This is a genomic window from Rhodococcus sp. 1168, assembly GCF_002091955.1.
Taxonomy (GTDB): domain Bacteria; phylum Actinomycetota; class Actinomycetes; order Mycobacteriales; family Mycobacteriaceae; genus Rhodococcoides.
This window is the reverse complement of the sequence record NZ_MKKY01000020.1, coordinates 20907-38590: the sequence shown is the minus strand read 5'-3', so window position 1 is coordinate 38590 and position 17684 is coordinate 20907. Positions and strand designations below refer to the sequence as shown.

Annotated in this window: 14 protein-coding genes and 4 pseudogenes; 11 read left to right on the top strand and 7 right to left on the bottom strand. The window is 61.6% G+C overall.

The window, feature by feature from the left end:
- Positions 1-19: 19 nt before the first annotated feature.
- From BJI47_RS01485 to BJI47_RS01475, 3 genes are read right to left on the bottom strand one after another with little or no spacing between them, the layout of a single operon-like run.
- On the bottom strand, positions 20-2074 hold the full coding sequence (locus tag BJI47_RS01485) for a hydantoinase/oxoprolinase family protein (RefSeq protein ID WP_088942044.1): 2055 nt from the start codon (positions 2072-2074) through the stop codon (positions 20-22).
- A gap of 49 nt (positions 2075-2123) precedes the next feature.
- Positions 2124-3329 carry a CaiB/BaiF CoA-transferase family protein gene (locus BJI47_RS01480; protein ID WP_088942043.1) on the bottom strand — a complete coding sequence of 402 codons (1206 nt, stop codon included), beginning with the start codon at positions 3327-3329 and terminating at the stop codon, positions 2124-2126.
- The gene (locus BJI47_RS01475) at positions 3326-3991 is read right to left on the bottom strand and encodes a GntR family transcriptional regulator (RefSeq protein ID WP_088942042.1); all 666 of its coding nucleotides are present in this window, start codon (positions 3989-3991) and stop codon (positions 3326-3328) included. Before BJI47_RS01475 ends, BJI47_RS01480 begins: the two co-directional genes overlap by 4 nt.
- 137 nt (positions 3992-4128) lie before the next feature.
- Between BJI47_RS01475 and BJI47_RS01470 the strand changes: the two genes are divergently transcribed.
- The gene (locus BJI47_RS01470; protein WP_088942041.1) at positions 4129-5025 is read left to right on the top strand and encodes a hydroxymethylglutaryl-CoA lyase; all 897 of its coding nucleotides are present in this window, start codon (positions 4129-4131) and stop codon (positions 5023-5025) included.
- Positions 5026-5133: 108 nt separating this feature from the next.
- A pseudogene (locus BJI47_RS24405) lies at positions 5134-5280 on the top strand (arabinofuranosidase); the annotation flags it as partial.
- A gap of 6 nt (positions 5281-5286) precedes the next feature.
- Here BJI47_RS24405 and BJI47_RS24400 read toward each other — a convergent pair.
- Positions 5287-6000: pseudogene (locus BJI47_RS24400) on the bottom strand (alpha/beta fold hydrolase); the annotation flags it as partial.
- 184 nt (positions 6001-6184) lie between these two features.
- On the opposite strand from BJI47_RS24400, the pseudogene BJI47_RS01460 reads away from it, so the two are divergent.
- Positions 6185-6355: pseudogene (locus tag BJI47_RS01460) on the top strand (VOC family protein); the annotation flags it as partial.
- A 94-nt stretch (positions 6356-6449) separates the two neighbouring features.
- Here BJI47_RS01460 and BJI47_RS01455 read toward each other — a convergent pair.
- The gene (locus BJI47_RS01455; RefSeq protein WP_088942040.1) at positions 6450-6638 is read right to left on the bottom strand and encodes a hypothetical protein; all 189 of its coding nucleotides are present in this window, start codon (positions 6636-6638) and stop codon (positions 6450-6452) included.
- 8 nt (positions 6639-6646) lie between these two features.
- Between BJI47_RS01455 and BJI47_RS01450 the strand changes: the two are divergent.
- Positions 6647-7439 (top strand): annotated as a pseudogene (locus tag BJI47_RS01450) (helix-turn-helix domain-containing protein).
- Here the strand turns inward: BJI47_RS01450 and BJI47_RS01445 are convergent.
- Positions 7392-7994, bottom strand: a complete 603-nt coding sequence (locus BJI47_RS01445) for a TetR/AcrR family transcriptional regulator (protein ID WP_088942039.1) — start codon at positions 7992-7994, stop codon at positions 7392-7394. The pseudogene BJI47_RS01450 and the gene BJI47_RS01445 sit on opposite strands and share 48 nt — an antisense overlap.
- Positions 7995-8193: 199 nt before the next feature.
- Between BJI47_RS01445 and BJI47_RS01440 the strand changes: the two genes are divergently transcribed.
- The gene (locus BJI47_RS01440) at positions 8194-9138 is read left to right on the top strand and encodes a metal-dependent hydrolase (RefSeq protein ID WP_088942109.1); all 945 of its coding nucleotides are present in this window, start codon (positions 8194-8196) and stop codon (positions 9136-9138) included.
- A complete protein-coding gene (locus tag BJI47_RS01435) occupies positions 9135-10298 on the top strand; it encodes a hypothetical protein (protein WP_088942038.1) in 1164 nt (387 codons plus the stop codon). Before BJI47_RS01440 ends, BJI47_RS01435 begins: the two co-directional genes overlap by 4 nt.
- An 18-nt stretch (positions 10299-10316) precedes the next feature.
- Here BJI47_RS01435 and BJI47_RS01430 read toward each other — a convergent pair whose 3' ends face one another.
- Entirely contained in the window at positions 10317-11765 is a 1449-nt protein-coding gene (locus BJI47_RS01430; RefSeq protein WP_088942108.1) for a short-chain fatty acyl-CoA regulator family protein, read from the bottom strand.
- 171 nt (positions 11766-11936) lie between these two features.
- Here BJI47_RS01430 and prpD point away from each other — a divergent pair, with 171 nt between their 5' ends.
- From prpD to BJI47_RS01405, 5 genes are all read left to right on the top strand, one after another.
- Positions 11937-13439, top strand: coding sequence for a 2-methylcitrate dehydratase PrpD (gene prpD, locus BJI47_RS01425; RefSeq protein WP_088942107.1), 1503 nt, complete (start codon positions 11937-11939; stop codon positions 13437-13439).
- Positions 13439-14353 (top strand): methylisocitrate lyase, encoded by a 915-nt coding sequence (gene prpB / locus BJI47_RS01420; protein WP_088942037.1) that lies wholly within the window; start codon positions 13439-13441, stop codon positions 14351-14353. Before prpD ends, prpB begins: the two co-directional genes overlap by 1 nt.
- Complete coding sequence (locus BJI47_RS01415) at positions 14350-15501, top strand: bifunctional 2-methylcitrate synthase/citrate synthase (protein WP_088942036.1); 1152 nt, start codon at positions 14350-14352, stop codon at positions 15499-15501. Before prpB ends, BJI47_RS01415 begins: the two co-directional genes overlap by 4 nt.
- 86 nt (positions 15502-15587) lie before the next feature.
- The gene (locus BJI47_RS01410) at positions 15588-16973 is read left to right on the top strand and encodes a TrkH family potassium uptake protein (protein WP_088942035.1); all 1386 of its coding nucleotides are present in this window, start codon (positions 15588-15590) and stop codon (positions 16971-16973) included.
- Positions 16966-17631, top strand: coding sequence for a TrkA family potassium uptake protein (locus BJI47_RS01405; protein WP_254900328.1), 666 nt, complete (start codon positions 16966-16968; stop codon positions 17629-17631). The genes BJI47_RS01410 and BJI47_RS01405 overlap by 8 nt, the downstream gene beginning before the upstream one ends.
- Positions 17632-17684: the final 53 nt, after the last annotated feature.

Genomic DNA, 17684 nt, shown 5'->3' with positions numbered 1-17684 from the left:
TTTCGGTATTCAGCGCCGATCAGACGGGATTGATGAGCAGACACGCACTTGAATGCACCGTCGCGGCGTGTCCGGAGAGCACTAGCGTCGTCGAGTCCATCTCTTTGATGACCGCCGGGCCGGTCACGATGTTGCCCGCCAGCAACTTCGAGCGGTCGTAGATGCCGGCCGAGCAGAATTTTCCGTCCATCCACACCTCGTTCGTCGATTCCAGAGCCGCGGACGGATCCTCGTCTCCAGTGTCGAGCGCCTGAAATGCTACGTCGGGTCGCGGGCCGCTGACGGAGACGCGGAGGTTGATCACCTCGCGTTCGTTCTCGAGCAAGAACGAGAACAGACGCTGGTGCTCCTCGTCGAACGCGATCCCCAGCGTCGACAACAGATCGCCGGACTCGAGTGCTGTCGCGTCCAGATCGACAGGAATCTCGAACCCCTGTCCCTGATAGCGAAGGTCGACTTGGTATTTAGCCGTCTGTTGTTCCGTGGCAACTCCCTCCGTCGTCAATCGTGATGCAGCCGATTCAGCCAATTCGGCGAGCGCAGTGCGTAATTCGTCATTGTCGATGGCGGAGAACGCCCGGATCATGGTGCGTGCACTCTCGTCACGAAGACAAGTGGTGGCGTCACCGTATGCGCACAACACGCCGGGAGACGGTGGCACGATCACCGGCCACGATCCGGTGAGGCGACCGAGGGCGTTGGCGTGGAGTGGTCCCGCGCCGCCGAACGAGACGAGCGCGAAGTCGCGGGGATCGAATCCCTGCTGCACACTCACCAGTCGCAGCGCGCCGAACATGTTCTCGTTGACGATATCGACGATGCCCGACGCGGCCTCCTCTGGACTACCCAGGCCGATGGCATCGGCGATGGTAGCAACTGCTTTTCGGCTTGCCTCGACGTCGAGTTCGACCTCGCCGCCGGCCAAAGCGGTCGGTAGATATCCCAACACCACGTTCGCATCGGTGACGGTGGGGTCGGTTCCACCCTGGCCGTACGCAGCCGGTCCAGGATCGGCGCCGGCGGACTGTGGGCCCACGCGAAGTGCGCGTGTCAACTCCGGCACGTGCGCGATGGAGCCACCGCCCGCTCCCACCGTCCGGACATCCACACTGGTTGCGCGAACGGCGAGGTCGCCAACCTTGGTCTCACGTCCGATGCGTGGTTCGCCGTCGAGCACCAGGGCCACGTCTGTGGACGTTCCACCCATGTCGAAGGTGAGGAAGTTGGAGAATCCGGCCTGCTCGGCAAACCAGACTGCGCCTGTGACTCCGCCCGCGGGGCCCGACAACAACAGGGACACCGGTGCTTCGGCGGCTTTCGCCGATTGCACCAATCCGCCGTCGCTACGCAGGATCGACAGCGGAGCGGTGATGCCCTTGTTTTGCAACGATGTGTCGAGGTTCCGTACGTAACGCGAGACCTCGGGTTGAACGTAGCTGTTGGCAACCGTAGTGAGTGTTCGCTCGTACTCTCGCATTTCGGGCAGGACCTGGCTCGAGATGGAGATCGGGATGCCCGGTAGTTCGACTTCGGCCCACTTCGCGACCTGCTTCTCGTGTGCGTCGTTCGCGTACGAATTGATCAGCGAGATCGTCAACGCTTCGATGCCGGAACCAGCCAGACGCTGGAGTTGTGCGCGGGCCTGCGTCTCGTCGAGAGGCGTGATCTCACCGCCGTCCGCGCCGATACGGCCGATGATCTCGACCGTGTTCTCGAGTGCTGCGAGCGGCTCCGGTTTGGGCCAGATGATCCATCCCGCAAGGCCTCCAGGCACATAGGATCGCGCGATCTGCAGAACTTGCCGGAATCCGTCGGTGGTGACGAGCCCGACACGGGCGCCCCGCCCTTGCAGGATCGCGTTGGTCGCAACCGTGGTGCCGTGCAGGACCTGACTGATCTCCGAAGGCTCGATATCAGCTTCGGAACACACCTTGGCGATACCGTTGAGTACTCCGACGGATTGATCCGCGGGGGTCGACGCAGTTTTGGCTCGGTAGGTGATTCCAGTGGTCTCCTCGAGTAGCAACACGTCGGTGAATGTCCCGCCGACGTCGACGCCGAGTCGATAGCGCATAGGTGTTCTCCCGTGATGTGCGGTGTGTGAGTGGTGGGCGTGGTCGAGCTCAGATGATGCCGCGCTCGGCGAGCGCAATCCTGTCCGATTCGGAGATGCCGAGCAGCCGTCCGTAAATTTCGGAGTTGTGCTCTCCCAGTTCGGGTCCGGGGTGGTTGACGGAGCCCGGGCTGTCACTGAGTTTGGGTACGACGCCGGCCATCGGAATTTCACCGAAGTCGGGATGCGCCAACCGGACGATGGCCTCACGGGCCTTGAAATGCGGATCGTCGAACATGTCGCGCGCGGTATAGATGCGACCCGCGGGAACTCCGGCCTCGTGCAGGACGTCGAGGACCTCGTCGGTTCCCCGCGTCGCCGTCCACGCCCCGATGATGTCGTCGAGCTCGACCATGTTCGCTCCTCGCGCAGCGTGATCGCAATACAAGGGGTTGTCGATCAGGTCTGTTCGATCCATTGCCGTAGCCAGGCGCCCGAAGACTGAATCCTGGTTCGCCGCGACGAGGATCATTTCCCCGCCCTTGGTGGGGTACACGTTGCTCGGAGCGATGTTGGGGAGCACCGAACCGGTACGTTCTCGCTGGTAACCGCCGATCGCGTACTCCGGGAGCAGTGATTCCATCATCGCTAGTACCGCTTCGTAAATTGCCGAGTCGACCAGCTGCCCCCTCCCGGTTCGTTCACGGTGATGCACCGCGGTGAGGACGCCGATGGTCGCGAATACGGCGGCCAGTGAGTCGCCGAGCGAGATACCGGCCCGTGATGGTGGCATGTCCGCATTGCCTGTGACGTAACGGATTCCGCCCATGGCTTCGCCGATCGAACCGAAGCCGGCACGGGGGGCGTAAGGCCCGTTCTGGCCGTACCCGGTGACCCTGGCCATGATCAGTCGTGGATTGATTTCGCGCATCTCGTCGAAGCCCAGCCCCCATCGTTCGAGCGTGCCCGGTCGGAAGTTCTCGACGACGATGTCGGCATCAGCGATGATCTTGCGTGCGAGCGCTTGTCCTTCCTCGCTGCGGAGGTTGCAGGTGACCGACTTCTTGTTGCGCGCGACGACGGGCCACCAAAGGGACTTGCCGTGCGACTTCTCTCGGCCCCATTGACGCATCGGGTCACCGGTGCCGGGTGGCTCCAGCTTGATCACCTCGGCACCGAAGTCTGCGAGCAGTTGTCCGCAGAAGGGTCCTGCCAAAAGTTGGCCCATTTCGACCACGCGCAGGTCCGATAGTGGTCCAGCGGGTCTCTCACTCATGTGCTGTTCCTTCTTTCATCGGCCTCGAATGATTGCAACAGAACATGTTTCGCGGCGCGTACGTGTGCACGCATGACGGAGTCGGCCCACGTCTCGTCGCCGGCGCGCAGGGCGGCGACGAGATCGCGATGGTGCGCGTGGCTACGGGTGAGATCCTCTGGTGCGTAGCGGTGAAAGGTGCGCAACACCAACGGAAGTTGAATCACCGCCCCGAGCATCGACATCAGTCGAGTGCTCGCCGCTGCCGTTCGGACGATGGCATGAAATTCATCGTTCAGCTGCGCCATCAGGTCGAGTTGTTGCGCTGCACCACTTCTCGCCGCAGTCTCCATCAGATCGCAGAGCTCACAGAGGCGGTCGACATCCTTCTCGCCGATGCGCGTGGCTGCACGCGCCGCGGCCATCGACTCCAGATTCATCCGGAGATCGTAGATTTCGTCGAGATCGTCGATCGTCCATTCGTATACCCGGGCACCCCTGTTGGGAAGAACTTCGACGAGCCCCTCCATTTCCAGTTGCCGTAACGCCTCCCGGACCGGTGTGCGACTGGTCGAGGTCAGCTCTGCAAGCTCGACCTCGCCGAGGCGGGCGCCGGGTGCAAATTTTCCTGACACGATGCTGTCCCGAATGTGGGTGTACACGCGGTCTACGGCCCTCGTCATCAGTGCCTCCGATCACATATCGATGAATTGCTCACAATTTATTCCTACGACCTGGCATTTGTCCTGGCTATTCGGAATAAATATTTTGTTTCGCGCAGGTATTGCATGCAATTGGTTCAGGGGAGAGGATGGCCTGTATGAGTGCGGTAGAACTTGTGGAAGTAGGTCCTCGTGATGGGTTGCAGAACGAGCAGGCCCTGTTGTCGGTGGACGAGAAGATCGAGCTGATCGGTCGGAGCGTGACCGCGGGTGTCCGCCGAATCGAGGCCGTGAGTTTCGTCAACCCGAAGCGTGTGCCGCAGATGGCCGGTGCGGAGGAGGTGATGGCCGGTGTTCCTCGTCCGGACGGTGTCTCTTACATCGGGCTGGTCTTGAACCGTCGCGGTCTCGACCGAGCGCTGGCAGCGAGCGTCGACGAGGTCAACGTCGTGGTCGTGGCATCCGAGGAGTTCAGTCAGCGCAACCAGGGATGTTCGGTGGAGGATGCTGTGAAGACTGCACGAGAGGTAATTCGTGAGGCTCGAAAGGCGGGTGTCCCCGGCACGGTGACCATCGCTGCTTCCTTCGGGTGCCCGTTCAGCGGTGAGGTCGATCCTGGCTTTGTGGGCACTATCGTCGCGCAGATCGCCGAGGCCGATCCCGCGGAGATCGCTTTGGCTGACACAATCGGAGTCGGGGTTCCGGCTCAGGTTCGCCGATTGGCAGAGATCGCGACTGCGAATGCTCCCGGCGTTCCCCAGCGTTGGCATTTCCACAACACGCGAAACACCGGTTATGCCAACGCATTGACTGCGCTCGATACTGGTGCACGTGCATTGGACGCGAGCATCGGTGGGTTCGGTGGATGTCCGTTCGCGCCTGCTGCGACAGGCAACATTGCATCCGAGGATCTGATCTACGCGCTCGATCGCTCCGGAGTTCACACCGGTGTGGACGGACGAGTGCTGATCGACGCCGCCAACTGGCTTGGCGGTGCTTTGGACAAAGACGTGCCCGCTCTACTCGGCCGTGCGGGTCGGTTCCCCTCTGCGTGAGTGCGTTCGTACCGACCCATCGCCGGGGTTGGCCAAAGTTGCCCACGGTCCGCCGGTTTCGTAGATACTTTTGCGGTGACTGCGTCCAAACGAACCTGTTTCTCCGAACTGTCGACGGCGCCACTTGTTGTCGCAGCATCGTAGGTCGCAGCCCCGGGGAGCAGTGCTGCACCAACAGGCTCGCGATACACGATGGTGGCGTTCAGCAACGCGAGTGACCGCGACATGGATGTGTACGAGTCGGGTGACGCTACTTCGTTGGAAAATGGGATCGCGCTTGCCGTGGACCACCAGAGTGGGTATCGCAATCGCGGGTAGGCGTTCCCGCCAACGAGGCGTGCACTTCAAGTGCGCAAACACGATTCCCATCTGATTGGCCATCTGCACCGCAGCGTCGGTACCTGGCGTGCGATCCCAGATATGTTCGGCAGTTGCGCGAGCAGCGGCGGGGTCATCGCGGAGAAGGTCGGCGCCTGCGGCTGCAAACTCTCCCACGGCAGAGCGGTCGGTCCAATCAGGCATCGGGTGGCTGAAGAGTTCTTTCATGGTCGCCGCGTCATGATCGGGCAGATCTTCATCGACCGGGCCTGGGGCAACGGGTCTGGTTCCGACGAGGGTGAGCGCTTGAAACGCGGACGGATGGTCGAGTGCGGCAACCTGGGCGACCATGCCACCCACTCCGATACCTGCCAGGTGGGCCGGACGAGAATCGAGTTCGTGGGCGAGCGCAGCGGCGTCGGCCGCCAAATCTCGCAGCGTGTACGAGGGTGCAGCAGGCTGTGCGGTGGTCGACGCTCCCGAATCGCGTAAGTCGTACCGGACGACATGACGTCCGCCGCTCGCGAGCACCGCACACAATTCGTCCGGCCAGGAAAGCATGGTCGTTCCACCGACGATCAAGATCAGCGGCGCCGCAGGGTCGCCGAACTGCTCGATCCCCAGAGTGACGCCGTTCGTGTCAACCGTTGTCCTCATGTCCGTCATGTACTTCCCCTTGTCGATAGCGTCGGCCATAGTGCTGCTCGTCGAACTTGCGTGTACGAAACGGACCCGTCGGGAACTGCGGATTCATAGCTCACGAGCCTGATAACGCTGCCCCTGATGGGCACCGTGAAGCTCATGGCCATCAAACTCGAGAATGTCGGTATCGCAGTCCGTGCGCGTCGCCTTCTCGGTCGACGATCTCGACGCGGCCCTCGAGATCGCTGCGAGGCACGGCTGTTACCCGCTGCGTGGGGTCGCGAGATACGGGGACGTCTACAAGCTCACCTACGTCCGCGGCCCCAGTGGCATCATCGTGATGCTCGCCGAGGAGCTGAACAAGAGCTGACGCACCGTCTTGGTGGATGGGGGGTGACGGCAGGCCCCTGGTGAAGCCTGCCGTCGCGTAAGTTGTTTTCCCGTTGGCACCTGCGCTCCAGGTGTCAGGCGATCACCGGCGTTCGCGATTCCCGTCGGGCCGCGGCTTGGAGCGCAGTCAGTGCCGCCACGGCCAGTGCCTGGACCAGAACGAACAGCACACCCCAGCCGGTAAGCCCGCCCCAGCCGCCGATGGCGAAGGTGACGCTCGCGGCAACCCAGACCAGGTTGAGGACGACGACCTCCAGCACCATTCGGCGCTCTGCTGCGGCAGTGGCGATCTCCTCGACGAGTGAGTCAGCTCGAACTGTCGAGCAAGGCCGGGGTGTCGACCCGGCATTTGAAGCTTCGTCGAAACCGGCCGATCCCAACCCAGCCGTGAGATGGTGCTGCGGATGTGTGTGCACCTGGATGTGCCTCTGCGCGAGCGCAATCGGCTGCTGCTCGCCGCGGGCTTCGCGCCGGTCTATCCCGAGAACGACTTGACCTCACCGGAGATGGAGCCGGCTTGTATCGCAGTACGCGAGGTTCTCGAAGCGCACCTGCCCTATCCCGCTGTGGCAGTGGACCGAACCTGGAATATCGTCGACGCGAATGCCGCGGTCGCTGTCCTCACTCAGGTCGTTTCGCCTGCCCTGCTGGCAGACCAACCGCTCAACGCGCTCCGGCTCACCCTGCACCCAGACGGCATGGCGCCGCACATCACCAACCTCGGCCAGTGGCGCGCCGCGGTCCTAGCTGCGCTGCTGCGTAGTGCCCATGCTCGTGCCGACGCCGAGATGCTCGCACTGCACGACGAGCTTTTCGCTTACCCCGGGGGTGACTCGGATAGTGATCACGCGGACACCGACACAGGTGCCGTGTACGTGCCGCTGAAACTTCGTGTCGGAGATGCCGATCTATCGTTTTTGGCGATCATCGCCACCTTCGGAACCGCATTGGACATCACCTTGTCCGAGCTCGCAATCGAGTCGTTCTTTCCTGCAGACCCCGTCACCTCGGAGTATCTACGCGGGTTCGACAAGCCAGACGACCGGCCCCAGCCAGCGCTGTAGGTAGCGCCGCAGGTCTTCCTCGCTGCGGGGCGGGTTTCCCGGGGAGATGAAGAACGACTGCATGGTTCGAAGTTGATGTTCGACGAGTTCGCGGAGGGCCTGCTCGTCGTAACCGTGGTGTTCCCAATCGACGTCGAAGCGTCTGATCATGGTCATCCCGAAAGCCATGGCCTCGTCCGAGGCGATACCTTCTGTGTGTGAGTGCGCACCCGAAAGCATGATGGCCAGGTGGGGGGTTCTGGGGACGTCGCCGAGTGCGAACATGACGGCTTCGACGACGGCTTCGGCCGGATCGTCGATGCCACGCACGTGTTCGGTGAGGCGATCGAGGAAGGCACCGACGGACGCTATGGCAGCGGCCCGGAAGAGAGCGTCGGCGCTGGGGAAGTACCGGTAGACAGTTTGCCGGATGACACCGAGAGACTCCGCGACGTCGGCGATGGTGACTTCACCCTCCGTGCTGCCGATGAGTTCGACGGCAGTATCGACGATCCGCCGCGCAGCGTCGTCGTCGCTCTCAGGTGGTGCCCCACCCCACCCGCGCCTGCGTGCCACTTTTGGTGTGTCCTCGTTTCGCCCGTCGGGTCGTCAGCGTTCGTTGCCGGAATCCCGAGGATATCGCGAATAACTGCGCCTCTGTGGCACCTCACTGCTCGGACCCACGCGGATTCAGCGGATTACTCAAAGTCAACATACGTAGCGACACCTTGATGTATGTTCGTCGCAATATGTCAGCAACAGAGAGGTGTCGTACATGACCGACCTTCATCCCCGGAAGATGGATTTCGGGTTCGAGGACGCGGACGTCCCATTCGTGTGGAACCCGGAGAACCCGGCATGGTCGAGCATGTCGAACGCGGTGTCGTTCCTGGCAATCGGTTTCGAAAAGATGATCGTGAAAGCGATCATCCAGTCCAAGCCGTTGATGACCGACCCTGTGGTCGCGGAGGAGGCCATGGCGTTCATGCGTCAGGAAGGTCATCACTCGACCGCTCATCGGCAGCACGTGAAGGCCCTGATCAGGCGCTATCCCGGATTGCAGAACACGCTCGATGCAGTACTCGGTGAGTACGACGTACTTACCGAGGCGACCTCGTTGAACTATCGACTCGCCTACACCGCGGACCTCGAAGCGACGTTCACCCCGGTGTTCAAACTGATGCTCGACAACGAAGCCACCTTGTTCGCACCGGGCGACGACCGTGTTGCGTCGCTGTTCCTATGGCACTTCGTAGAGGAAGTCGAGCACCGCAGTTCCGCGCTCATCATCTTCGATGCCCTCGTGGGCAACGAGGGCTATCGCGTGCGGATGGCGCCGTCGATTTTCGCCCACGTGATGAAGGTGATTCGGATTGCCTGCGCGGGGTTCAACCAGCATGTTCCGCTCGAGGATCGGCAGGTCGACTCGTTGTCGATGTTCGCTTCCCACCGCGCCAAGCAGAAAGTGCTCACCCTCTTCGCTCCCTACCTGAGCAAGGGGACGATGCCGCGAGCGTTCGACGGCCTGCCCCTCAAAGAACAGTTCACTGCCCTCGCGGGAGCCGCCCGGAGTCAAATGCCCCGGCACAAGCCCGAACACGAGAAGCTCCCGGCGCTTGCCGACGCATGGTTCAAGCGTTACGACGAGGGTTACGACTGCACACGCTGGTACAGCGCTGCGCCGTCCGATCAGTCGATCGGATCGAGGTCCGACCGATGACAGACCTCTGTACGTCCACCTTCGATCAGCTCTCGACTGCGCTGGGTTTCTCATGCGAAGAAGTCGGGGGACTGTTCGAGCTTCGCAGTCCGGGCGGGTTGGAGAACTGGACTCTGCCGGTGCTCGAGCTGATGATCGTGCTCGGATCGGTGATCGCGCTCGTGTACGCGGTCGTGCGCCTTCGTCGGCATGGGGATCCCACCAACTTGGTGCTGTGGTTCGGTGCGACGGCGTTCCTGTTCATCATCGAACCGCCGCTGTACTTCCCAGCCGCTTTCGGGATAGAAGAACAAGTCGACACGATGTTCGCGCACAATCTGTTCACCGTCGAGTTCATGTGGGGACGACTCCCGCTCTACATTGTCGCGATTTATCCGCTGATGGCGACGCTCGCCTTCGAGATCGTCCGGATGCTCGGCGTGTTCCGCAGGTACGGCGTTTTTCTCGGTGCGGTGTGCGTCGGATTCGTCCACCACGCCTTCTACGAGATCTTCGATCAGCTGGGCCCGCAGCTGCGGTGGTGGGAATGGTCGACCGACAACCCGATCAACCAACCCATGTTCGATTCCGTCCCGATACCGAGTGTCGTGGTGTTCGCTGCGCTGTGGCCGATGTCGTTGGCGTTGTGTGTCCAATTCTTCGTCGGCCGTCACGTCGATCAGGGCAGACGCTTCACCGGACTCGAACTGTTTTGGCGCACAGTGGTAATCGGATTGGCGGCGTCGGTCGGCACGTTCGTCCTGCCACTTCCGGCGACGGTTTTCGGGATGGGTAGCGATACCGTCCGCGGTTTCCTTTACGCGGCCGAGCTTGTGGCTGTGACGCTCGTGGCGATCCCACTTCTCGTTCGCCAATGGCGCGCAGTGCGGGCTGGACAAGCGCGCGAGCCTGCGTATTCGAACGACTTGGTCCGTATCTACAGCCTCGTCTACCTCGGCGTGATGGGGTTGCTGTGGGCGAGCGCGTTGCCGGACTACTTCTCCGCAGTCGACGGCGTCACCGACAACGGCGATCCGATCGGCAACCTCTGGTACACGCTCGCATGCTTTGCGGTCGTAATCGGTTGTATTGCCGCGATATTCACTATCCCACGCACGAGTTCAACCGGCCTACGCGCTGAACCGGACTCCGCAACCCAGTCGCATATCGACGCGCAGTAGGGCGGCCAACTGGACGATTCAGGTGCGGCCTGGGGACTGCGAGATGTACGGGTACGGCAGGTCCGTGTCGACGTTGTCGTCGACGACCAGGGGCCGTCCCAACTGGGGGAACGCGCGTTGGGCGCAGGAGGTACGTTCGCATACTTTGCAGCCCGGCCCGATCGGGGTCGACGCGCTGGGCGAGTCCAGGGGGAGACCGTCGGCGTAGACGAGCTTGTTCGCGTACGCGACATCGCATCCGAGGCCGATGGCGAAACTCTTTCGTGGTGAACGGTATCCGAGTCCACCGCTGTCGGTGGTCCGCGCTATCCAGAGGTAGGACCGGTCGTCGGGCATCGTCGCGATCTGGGTGAGAATGCGGCCCGAAGCGGCGAAAGCGTCGTGCACCACCCACAGCGGACAGCTGCCGCCCACACGTGAGAAGTGAAATGCGGTGGCGGACTGTCGCTTCGAGATGTTGCCCGCGCGATCGGTGCGGACGAAGAAGAAGGGGACACCCTTGGTGCCCGGCCGTTGCAGGGTGGAGAGCCGATGGCATACGGTTTCGAAACCGACCTCGAACGTCAACGACAACATTTCGATGTCGTAGCGCAGTGATTCTGCGGCCGCCAGAAACTGTCGGTACGGCAGCAGTAGTGCGCCGGCGAAGTAGTTGGCCAGGCCCACGCGGGCCAATTCGCGTGACTGGGTACTCATCACCGTATCGGAATCCACCACTGCGGCGATCGTCGACGAATGCGAAACGAAGGCCAACTGTGTAGCTATCTGGTACGCACGCTGTCCCGCCGTCAACCGTCGCGCAAGTGTCAGCGTCCGCGTTGATTCGTCGAAGACCCGCTTGGGTCCCAAAGCGCCAGGGTCGTCGTCGCGGATAGCGACCGAAATGCCGTGATCCTCGTAAATGAGCTGCGCTAGTTGCAGATCCAGTGCGCCGATGGTCAATCGGCGACGGAAGAACAACTCTTCTGCGGCCACGTCGAGTTCGGGGATGTGGTTGCGACGATCGTAGAAGAAGTCTCGGACCTCCTCGTAGGGCATCGGTGCTCGGCTGTCCAAAACAATGTCGGGCCCGCGGCCATCCAGTCCCGCTGACAATCGCTCCACCTGGTCGGTCGCAGCATGTAGGCGCCGATGCAGCGCAACCAGGGTTCGGCCGACATCGGGCATACGCGAGACGAGTTCGTGTACCTCGGACATCGAGACTTCACCGCGATCGGAGGTCTCGGTGAGAACATCGTGAAGGTTCGCGACCAGTCGAGCATCGGTGTCGGTAGCGAAGAACGCTGGATCGAGCTCGAACATGGTGTTCAACTTCAGCAGTACCTGGACCGTGAGCGGACGCTGATCGTTCTCGAGCTGATTGAGATAGCTCGGCGATAGTTCGAGCGTCTTCGCCAATGCCAACTGTGTCAGATTTCGACTCTCTCGCAGGCGACGCAGACGACTGCCGGCGTAAATTTTCTGCACCTCGATCACTTCCTCTCGACGAGAGCACACTGTACTCGGACCGCATTCGCAAGATTCGCTGATTTGCAACAAAAGCCTCGCAAAAATAGGCAATTGCAAGACCTTCCGCAGCTCCGAGCGTGTACGTAAGGTTGCGAATCAAGCGTAGTCACCACCAGTATGGAGGGTTTTGTGAAGACTCATCTCGTTCGTACCCATCGATCCGCCGAGGATTTTCCGCAGTCCGATCACCTCGCATGGAAGATCGCCGAGGTAGCTACCGATGCGGTCGAGGTCCCCGCCTCCACCTCCGAGATGATCGTGAACCGCATCATCGACAACGCCTCAGTCGCGGCCGCCTCACTGGTGCGACACCCGGTGACGAGCGCCCGCGCACAGGCGATGTCGCATCCGTACAGCCCCGGTGCGACGGTGTTCGGTGTCGCCGGGAGGTACTCACCGGAGTGGGCAGCGTGGGCCAACGGCGTGGCAGTGCGTGAACTCGACTTCCATGACACCTTTCTCGCAGCCGAATACTCCCACCCTGGCGACAACATTCCGCCGATCCTCGCTGTCGCGCAGCATGCGGGCCGTAGCGGGCGCGATCTGATTCGCGGCCTCGCCACCGGCTATGAAGTTCAGATCGATCTGGTACGCGCAATCTCGTTGCACGAGCACAAGATCGACCACGTGGCCCATCTGGGGCCGTCGGCGGCTGCCGGCATCGGAACGCTCCTGGGTCTCGACACCGAGACCATCTACCAGGCGATCGGCCAAGCACTTCACACCACCACCGCTACACGCCAGTCACGCAAGGGGCAGATCTCGAGCTGGAAGGCCTATGCCCCAGCACTCGCAGGCAAAGTAGCAGTCGAAGCAGTCGACCGTGCCCTGCGCGGCGAAGGTGCACCGTCGCCGATCTGGGAAGGCGAGGATGGCGTCATCGCCTGGCTGCTCGGCGGGCCCGACGCGGAATACCATGTGTCACTGCCCGGACTTGGAGAGTCCAAGCGCGCGATCCTCGACAGTTACACCAAAGAGCATTCCGCCGAGTACCAGAGTCAGGCGCCGATCGACCTCGCGCGCCGGATGCGCGAGAAGATCTCCGATTTCGAACAGATCGAGAAGATCGTCCTGCACACCAGCCACCACACGCACTACGTCATCGGCACGGGATCGAACGATCCGCAGAAGTTCGATCCGACGGCATCACGCGAGACTCTCGATCACTCGGTCATGTACATCTTCGCTGTCGCGCTCGAGGACGGAGATTGGCACCACGAGTATTCGTACGCCCCCGAGCGTGCGCAACGACCTGACACGATTGCACTGTGGAACAAGATCTCCACGGCCGAGGACCCGGAATGGACGCGTCGTTACCACTCGATCGACCCCGATGAGAAGGCGTTCGGAGCACGCGCCGAGATCACTTTGAAGGACGGCACTGTGATCACCGACGAACTCGCTGTCGCCGACGCACATCCGTTGGGAGCGCGGCCGTTCGCTCGCGAACAGTACATCGCCAAGTTCCGGACTCTCGCCGACGGAGTCATCGAGCCGGCCGAGCAAGACCGCTTTCTTGCTGCTGCTGAAAACACACCGAACCTCGCTGCCGGAGGACTCGACCAGCTGACCTTCACCGTCACCGACGATGTCCTCTCGCGAGCACCGAAAACCCCGAAGGGGATCTTCTGATGGCGGGCTTGATCGCAGCGTCGACACCGGCGGTCGACAAACGCGTCGCATTCCGGGCGAGCCTGATATCGGACAAGATCACCCGGCTCCCCGGCGCGATCAACCCGTTGACCGCCAAACTGATTCAAGAAATCGGTTTCGAGGGTGTGTACATATCGGGCGGCGCGTTCTCGGCCGGACTCGGTCTGCCGGATATCGGGCTCACCACCTTGACGGAGGTTGTTTCGCACAGTGCGCAGATTGCCGGCGTCACCGATCTTCCGGTCTTCATCGACGCCGACACCGGATTCGGTGAGCCGATGTCCGCGGCACGCACGGTCCTAGCGGCCGAGGACGCAGGCGTCGCCGGTCTTCACCTCGAAGACCAGGTCAACCCGAAGAGATGTGGGCACCTCGACGGTAAGTCGATCATCCCGACCGAGGAGATGGTGCGACGACTTCGTGCAGTCGTCGCCGCTCGTCGTGACCCAAATTTTGTAATCTGTGCTCGGACCGATGCCGCGGGAATCGATGGCATCGATGCCGCGATCGAGCGCGCGAAAGCATATGCCGACGCCGGTGCCGACCTGATCTTCACCGAGGCTCTGCACACCGAGGAAGACTTCACCAACTTCCGGGCAGCTGTGCAGACGCCGCTGCTCGCGAACATGACCGAGTTCGGGAAGTCGAATCTGATTCCGGCGCAGACGTTGCAAGATATCGGTTACAACGCCGTGATCTACCCGGTCACCACCCTGCGGCTTGCCATGGGTGCGATCGAGTCCGGTCTGCGAGAGATCCACGCGAAAGGTACTCAGGAAGCCTTGCTCGACCGGATGCAGACGCGGTCGCGACTGTACGAGCTGCTCGAATACGAGAAGTACAACGAGTTCGACACCGGCATCTTCAACTTCAGTCTGGGAGCGCAGACATGACCGATTCGATTCCTGATTCCCGACCGGCCTCCGGCCTTCCCACAGCGATCTACAAGGGTCTTGCCGGTGTCGTCGTCGACACCACGGCGATCTCCAAGGTTGTGCCCGAGACGAATTCGCTGACCTACCGCGGATACGCCGTTCAGGATCTGGCCGCGCACTGCAGTTTCGAACAGGTGGCATACCTGTTGTGGAACGGAGAGATCCCCTCGGTGCAGCAACTCGAGTCGTTCACACAACGTGAACGAGCGCTGCGCCGGGCGGACAGGTCTCTGTTGTCCCTGGTGACGAAGATGCCCGACAACTGCCATCCGATGGATGTCGTCCGCACAGCGATCAGCTACCTCGGTGCCGAGGACCCTGCCGAGGACGACAGCAGTCCGCAGGCCAATCTTCAGAAGGCATTGCGGATGACGGCGGTACTGCCGACGATCGTGGCTGCCGATCATCGCAGGCGCCACGGCCTCGATCCGATTGCACCGCATTCACATCTCGGATTCGCCGAGAACTTTCTGAACATGTGTTTCGGGAAGGTTCCTGAGCCGGCGATAGTAGAAGCGTTCGAAGTCTCGCTGATTCTGTACGCGGAACACAGCTTCAACGCGTCCACGTTCGCAGCCAGGGTCGTCACCTCGACACTGTCGGACATCTACAGTGCTGTGACCGCTGCCATCGGAGCGTTGAAGGGGCCATTGCACGGTGGCGCGAACGAGGCTGTCATGCGAGACATGCTCGGGATCGACGACCCGGATCTCGCGGGAGCGTGGCTGAAGAACAAGCTCGCCGCGAAGGACAAGGTCATGGGATTCGGCCACCGTGTCTACAAGCACGGTGACTCCCGCGTCCCGACGATGAATGCGGCGTTCCGTGATGTAGCTGCTGTCACCGGTGGCGAGAAGTGGGTCCGCATGTACGACATCCTCGAGAAGACCATGGGTGACGCAACCGGAATCAAGCCCAACCTCGACTTCCCGACTGGCCCTGCCTACTACCTGATGGGCTTCGACATCGACGTCTTCACACCGATTTTCGTGATGAGCCGGATCACCGGCTGGACCGCCCACATCATCGAACAAGGCGCATCGAATGCACTGATCCGACCGCTGAGCGAATACTCGGGGGTGCCGCAGCGCGCTGTCGTTGCGTGACTCTCGGCAGGGCAAGTGAAGGTCGCCGGACATCGTTGGCCCTCGTTGTGGTCGAGAGTCACGACGGCGTGGTTAGGCTCTAGTGCGTGACGCCCCCCGCCGACGACCCCCCTGAGAAGCGTCGATGGTTCGTAGACGCTGCGAAGTTGACTCCGGTTCGTTTCGTTTCTCTGGGATTTGCGGTTGCTATCGCGGTCGGGACGGGTCTTCTCAGCATCCCCTGGGCCAGCCAGCCAGGATCGGGCGCAAGTCCGCTGCAGGCATTGTTCACCGCGACGTCGGCGATGTGTCTTACCGGTCTCGTCGTGGTGGATACACCGACCCAGTGGTCGGGTTTCGGACAAGGCATCATTCTGGCGCTGATCCAGCTCGGCGGGCTCGGCATCATGACCATGGCCTCGTTGGTGGGGTTGATCCTCGCCGATCGAATCGGGTTGCGGAGTCGGCTGAACACGGCCGTGGAATTGCGAGCAACGGGACAGACCGACATCCGCAGTGTCGTTACCGGGGTCGTGCGCACCAGCTTCATCATCGAAGCCGTCATAGCAGGAGGTCTTGGACTTCGTTTCTGGCTGGGATACGACGAACCGCCGCTGCGAGCGGTGTGGCTGGGCGTTTTTCATTCCATATCGGCATTCAACAATGCTGGATTTGTTCTCTTTCAGGGAAATATCATCAGCTTTGCCACCGACCCTTGGATTTGTCTACCCCTGATAGTCGCCGTCGTGCTGGGAGGACTGGGCTTTCCAGTGCTGTTCGAGGTAATTCGGCAAATTCGTCGCCGTCGGTCACAGTTGCCGCGTCGGTGGTCTCTGCATTCTCGACTGACGCTGTCGGTCACCGGAGTGCTTCTGATCGTCGGTCCGGCGCTGGTACTGGCACTCGAATGGTCTCGGACCCTGGCACCCTTCGGAGTCGCAGACAAAGTGCTGGTCGGCAGTTTCCAAGGGGTCATGTCGAGATCCGCGGGCCTGAACAGCATCGACTGGGCTGAGGCCGACCAGGCAACGTTGCTCGTCACCGATGTGCTGATGTTCATCGGTGGGGGAAGCGGCGGCACGGCCGGCGGCATCAAGGTCACCACGTTCGCAGTGCTGTTGTTCGTCATCATCGCCGAAATCCGTGGCGATAGGACAGTGACGGCCTTCGACCGACAGATCAATACACGCGTGCAGCGGCAGGCCTTGACCGTCGCATTGTTCGGTATCGCACTGGTGGTGATTCCGACCGTAGTCCTCTTGGCCGGGACACCTTTCGGTCTCGACGAGCTGTTGTTCGAGGTCATCTCCGCTTCCGCGACTGTCGGGCTGTCGACCGGGATCACCGGCCAGCTTCCGCCATGGGGACAGTTGGTCCTGATTTTGCTCATGTACGTCGGCCGAATCGGGTCGATCACCTTGGTCAGTGCACTTGCAGCGCGTGATCGTGGGCGCCGCTACACTCTCCCCGAAGAAAGGCCGTTCATTGGTTAAGAAACCTTCCTCCAACGTGGTCGTCGTCCTCGGGCTCGGTCGATTCGGCAATTCCCTTGCACTCGAGCTCATGTCGCAAGGTACCGAAGTTCTCGGAATCGACTCCGACGAAACGCTCGTACAACGGATGTCGGATCGCCTGACTCACGCAGCCGTTGCCGATACCACCGACGAGGAGGCGCTTCGGCAGCTCTCGGTGCACGAGTTCGACCGCGCGGTGGTCGGCATCGGTTCGAAACTCGAAGCCAGTCTGCTCACCGCGTCGGCCCTGATCAATCTGTCGGTCACCAACATCTGGGCCAAAGCCACCACCAATGCGCACGCAAAGATCTTGACGCAGATCGGTGTCCACCACGTGGTGCGACCCGAGCACGACATGGGTAAGCGGGTAGCGCACCTCGTTCGTGGACGAATGATGGACTACATCGAGTTCGACGACGAATTTGCGATGGCCAAGACCTCGCCCCCGAAGTTCGTCATCGGAGTGGTGTTGGGTGACAGTGCTGTTCGTACCAAGCACAAGGTGACGGTGGTCGCAATCAAACGACCTGGCGAGGGTTTCACTTACGCTGCCGCTGACACGATCGTCGCTGCGGGGGATACCATCATCGTCTCGGGCAAGGTCCGCGACATCGAACGATTCAGTGAATTGCTCTAAAAATGGGCCGACATACTGTGGGCCGGTCCAGCAGAGGTGTCGTGCATCGAAGG

Bases quoted from the DNA above. Each gene is read 5' to 3' on its own strand.
- BJI47_RS01485 (WP_088942044.1), bottom strand. From the start codon at position 2,074: ATGCGCTATCGACTCGGCGTCGACGTCGGCGGGACATTCACCGACGTG.
- BJI47_RS01480 (WP_088942043.1), bottom strand. From the start codon at position 3,329: ATGAGTGAGAGACCCGCTGGACCACTATCGGACCTGCGCGTGGTCGAA.
- BJI47_RS01475 (WP_088942042.1), bottom strand. From the start codon at position 3,991: ATGACGAGGGCCGTAGACCGCGTGTACACCCACATTCGGGACAGCATC.
- BJI47_RS01470 (WP_088942041.1), top strand. From the start codon at position 4,129: ATGAGTGCGGTAGAACTTGTGGAAGTAGGTCCTCGTGATGGGTTGCAG.
- BJI47_RS01455 (WP_088942040.1), bottom strand. From the start codon at position 6,638: ATGGTGCTGGAGGTCGTCGTCCTCAACCTGGTCTGGGTTGCCGCGAGC.
- BJI47_RS01440 (WP_088942109.1), top strand. From the start codon at position 8,194: ATGACCGACCTTCATCCCCGGAAGATGGATTTCGGGTTCGAGGACGCG.
- BJI47_RS01435 (WP_088942038.1), top strand. From the start codon at position 9,135: ATGACAGACCTCTGTACGTCCACCTTCGATCAGCTCTCGACTGCGCTG.
- prpB (WP_088942037.1), top strand. From the start codon at position 13,439: ATGGCGGGCTTGATCGCAGCGTCGACACCGGCGGTCGACAAACGCGTC.
- BJI47_RS01415 (WP_088942036.1), top strand. From the start codon at position 14,350: ATGACCGATTCGATTCCTGATTCCCGACCGGCCTCCGGCCTTCCCACA.